Here is a 3,593-nt window from a genome sequence, read left to right on the forward strand (position 1 = left end):
CGGGCTGCTCGAGCCGGTCGGGCGCCACGAGCCCGGCGGCCTCGCCATCGAGCTCGCCGCCGCCGGCGAGGGCCGCTTCGACCTGCGCGCGCCGATCGCGCCCGGGCTGCTCAGCGCCGTGCCCATCGCCGGCTGGGAGCGCCTGGCCGACGGCGTGCCGCACCGCGTGCGCCAGCGCAGCGGCATCGTCGCGCTGGACGGCGAGCGCGAGCTGGTGTTCGGCGCGCGCGACGAAGTCACCGTGACGCTGCGCGAGCGCGCCTTCCTCAGCCTCGACGTGGCCGCCTGCATGCGCTACGCCGCTGCCGCCGGGCTGATGCGCTGCGGGCGCGCGCCGCCGCCCGCTTCCTGCCCGCCAACGCTTGCCGAGAGCCTTACCGCCACCACAAAACCATGAAGGAGACAGACATGACCACCCCAGCCAGCCAGAACACCTTGCCGCTCGGCAAGGAAGACCTGCTCGCCGTGTACCGCCGCATGCGCACCATCCGCGATTTCGAGGAGCGCCTGCACGTGGACTTCGGCCGCGGCGACATTCCCGGCTTCGTCCATCTCTACGCCGGCGAGGAAGCCGCCGGCGTCGGCATCCTGCACCACCTCGGCGACGGCGACCGCATCGCCAGCACGCACCGCGGCCACGGCCACTGCATCGCCAAGGGCGTGGATCCGGCGGCGATGATGAAGGAGATCTACGGCCGCAAGGGCGGCTCGTGCAACGGCAAGGGCGGCTCCATGCATATCGCCGACCTGTCCAAGGGCATGATGGGCGCCAACGGCATTCTCGGCGCGGGCGCGCCGCTGGTCTGCGGCGCCGCGCTGGCCGCCAAGTTCCGCGGCAAGGGCGAGGTCGGCATCACGTTCGCCGGCGACGGCGCCTCCAACCAGGGCACCTTCCTCGAAAGCCTGAACTTGGCCGCCGTGTGGAACCTGCCGGTGATTTTCGTGATCGAGAACAACGGCTACGCCGAGTCCACCGCGCGCGAGTACGGCACCGCCGTGGACAGCTACGTCGACCGCGCCGCCGGCTTCGGCATTCCCGGCGTGACCGTGGACGGCACCGACTTCTTCGCCGTGCACGAGGCCGCCGGCGAAGTCATCAAACGTGCCCGCGAAGGCGGTGGCCCCGCGCTGCTCGAATGCAAGATGGTGCGCTTCTACGGCCATTTCGAGGGCGACGCGCAGACCTACCGCGCCAGCGGCGAGCTCGACGACATCCGCGCCAACAAGGACTGCCTGAAGAAATTCGCCGCCACCGTGACGCAGGCCGGCGTGATCGCCCCCGAAGAACTGAAGGCCATCGACGAGCAGGTCGCCGCGCTGATCGAGGACGCCGTGCAGCAGGCCAAGGCCGCGCCGTTCCCCACCGCCGCCGACCTGCTCACCGACGTCTACGTCAGCTACTGAGCGCATCGCAGACCGGACCGCACGAACAGCACAGACAGGAGACCACACCATGTCCCGCAAACTCAGCATGAAGCTGGCGATCAACGAAGCGATCGACCAGGAAATGACCCGTGACCCGAGCGTGATCATGCTCGGCGAGGATATCGTCGGCGGCGCCGGCGCGGACGGCGAGAAGGACGCCTGGGGCGGCGTGCTCGGCGTCACCAAGGGCCTCTACGCCAAGCACGGCGACCGCCTGCTCGACACGCCGCTGTCCGAGTCCGCCTACGTTGGCGCGGCCATCGGCGCGGCGGCCTGCGGCATGCGCCCCATCGCCGAGCTGATGTTCATCGACTTCATGGGTGTGTGCTTCGACCAGATCTTCAACCAGGCCGCCAAGTTCCGCTACATGTTCGGCGGCAAGGCCGAGACCCCGGTGGTGATCCGCGCGATGGTCGGCGCGGGCTTTCGCGCGGCGGCCCAGCACAGCCAGATGCTCACGCCGCTGTTCACGCACATCCCGGGGCTCAAGGTGGTGTGCCCGTCCACGCCGTACGACACCAAGGGCCTGCTGATCCAGGCCATCCGCGACAACGACCCCGTCATCTTCTGCGAGCACAAGAACCTGTACGGCTTCGAAGGCGAGGTGCCGGAGAACTCGTACGCGATTCCGTTCGGCGAGGCCAACATCGTGCGCGACGGCAAGGATGTTTCGATCGTCACCTATGGCCTGATGGTGCACCGCGCGCTGGAAGCCGCCGCCACGCTGGCCAAGGAAGGCATCGAGGCCGAGGTGGTGGACCTGCGCAGCCTGTCGCCGCTGGACATCGACACCGTGCTGGAGACCGTGGAAAACACCGGCCGCCTGGTGGTGGTGGACGAAGCCAGCCCGCGCTGCAACATCGCCACCGACATCGCCGCGCAGGTCGCGCAGCGGGCCTTCGGCGCGCTCAAGGCCGGCATCGAGATGGTGTGCCCGCCGCACACGCCGGTGCCGTTCTCGCCCGCGCTGGAAGACCTCTACATCCCCAGCGCGGCGCAGATCGCCGAGGCCGCGCGCAAGACCGTGAAGGGAGGAAAACACTGATGGCCGAGATCACCCCGATCGTCATGCCCAAATGGGGCCTGTCGATGAAAGAAGGCACCATCAACGACTGGCTGGTGGAAGAGGGCGCGCAGATCACCGTGGGCATGCCCATCCTCGACGTGGAGACCGACAAGATCGCCAACGCCGTGGAAGCGCCCGACGCCGGCACGCTGCGCCGCAAGGTCGCCGCCGTGGGCGACGTGCTGCCGGTCAAGGCGCTGCTCGGCGTGCTGGCCCCGCCCGAGGTCAGTGACGCCGAGATCGACGCCTACGTGGCCGCGTACGAAACCCCCGCCGCCGATGAAGACGACGCCGAAGCGGGCGCCGCCGCGTACCAGTTCATCGACATCGACGGCATCCGCGTGCGCTACGCCAGGCGCGGCGAAGGCGCCGAGACCGTGCTGTTCCTGCACGGCTTCGGCGGCGACCTCGACAACTGGCTGTTCAACCTCGACGCGCTGGCCGAGACGCACACCGTGGTCGCGCTGGACCTGCCCGCGCACGGCCAGTCCACGCCCAGGCTGCCCGGCACCACGCTGGCCGCGCTGGCCGGCTTCGTCGCGCAGTTCATGGACGCGCTCGACATCGGCCAGGCGCATCTGGTCGGCCACTCGATGGGCGGCGGCGTGGCCGCGCAACTGGCCGTGGACGCGCCGCAGCGCGTGCGCTCGCTGGCGCTGGTCTCGCCGGTCGGCCTCGGCGACGAGATCAACAACGGCTACACCGAAGGCTTCGTCAACGCGCAATCGCGGCGCGACCTCAAGCCGGTGATCGAACTGCTGTTCGCCGACACCGGCCTGGTCAGCCGCCAGATGCTGGACGACCTGCTCAAGTACAAGCGCCTCGACGGTGTGACCGAGGCCCTGGCCAGCCTCGGCGCCAGCCTGTTCGGCGGCGGCCGGCAGACCGAGCAGCCGGGCCGCAGGCTCGGCGACAAGCCGGTGCTGGTGGTGTGGGGCGCGCAGGACCACGTCATTCCGCCGGCCCATGCGCAGAACGCGCCGGCCGGGGCCACCGTCAAGGTGTTCGACGACGCCGGGCATATGAGCCAGATGGAGCGGGCTGGGGAGTTCAATGCGTTGTTGCGGGCGCATTTGGGAGGGTGAAGAGGGGGGTGAAGAGG

The 3,593-nt window shown here is 69.7% G+C and carries 3 protein-coding genes and 1 pseudogene; all 4 read left to right on the top strand.

What is annotated here, in order from left to right; translation table 11 throughout:
• Nucleotides 1-397, top strand: a pseudogene (locus tag K206_RS43670) (acetoin catabolism protein X); the annotation flags it as partial.
• 11 nt (nt 398-408) lie between these two features.
• Nucleotides 409-1,404 carry a thiamine pyrophosphate-dependent dehydrogenase E1 component subunit alpha gene (locus tag K206_RS0111070; protein ID WP_020202479.1) on the top strand — a complete coding sequence of 332 codons (996 nt, stop codon included), beginning with the start codon at nt 409-411 and terminating at the stop codon, nt 1,402-1,404.
• A gap of 49 nt (nt 1,405-1,453) precedes the next feature.
• On the top strand, nt 1,454-2,470 hold the full coding sequence (locus K206_RS0111075; RefSeq protein ID WP_020202480.1) for an alpha-ketoacid dehydrogenase subunit beta: 1,017 nt from the start codon (nt 1,454-1,456) through the stop codon (nt 2,468-2,470).
• Nucleotides 2,470-3,576 carry an acetoin dehydrogenase dihydrolipoyllysine-residue acetyltransferase subunit gene (locus tag K206_RS0111080; RefSeq protein ID WP_020202481.1) on the top strand — a complete coding sequence of 369 codons (1,107 nt, stop codon included), beginning with the start codon at nt 2,470-2,472 and terminating at the stop codon, nt 3,574-3,576. Before K206_RS0111075 ends, K206_RS0111080 begins: the two co-directional genes overlap by 1 nt.
• The last annotated feature ends 17 nt before the right edge of the window (nt 3,577-3,593 follow it).

This window comes from Cupriavidus sp. WS, assembly GCF_000395345.1.
GTDB classification, from domain to species: Bacteria; Pseudomonadota; Gammaproteobacteria; order Burkholderiales; family Burkholderiaceae; genus Cupriavidus; species Cupriavidus basilensis_B.

Excerpts from the sequence above, each read along its gene's own strand:
- K206_RS0111080 (WP_020202481.1), top strand. The coding sequence starts at position 2,470 with ATGGCCGAGATCACCCCGATCGTCATGCCCAAATGGGGCCTGTCGATG.
- K206_RS0111070 (WP_020202479.1), top strand. The coding sequence starts at position 409 with ATGACCACCCCAGCCAGCCAGAACACCTTGCCGCTCGGCAAGGAAGAC.
- K206_RS0111075 (WP_020202480.1), top strand. The coding sequence starts at position 1,454 with ATGTCCCGCAAACTCAGCATGAAGCTGGCGATCAACGAAGCGATCGAC.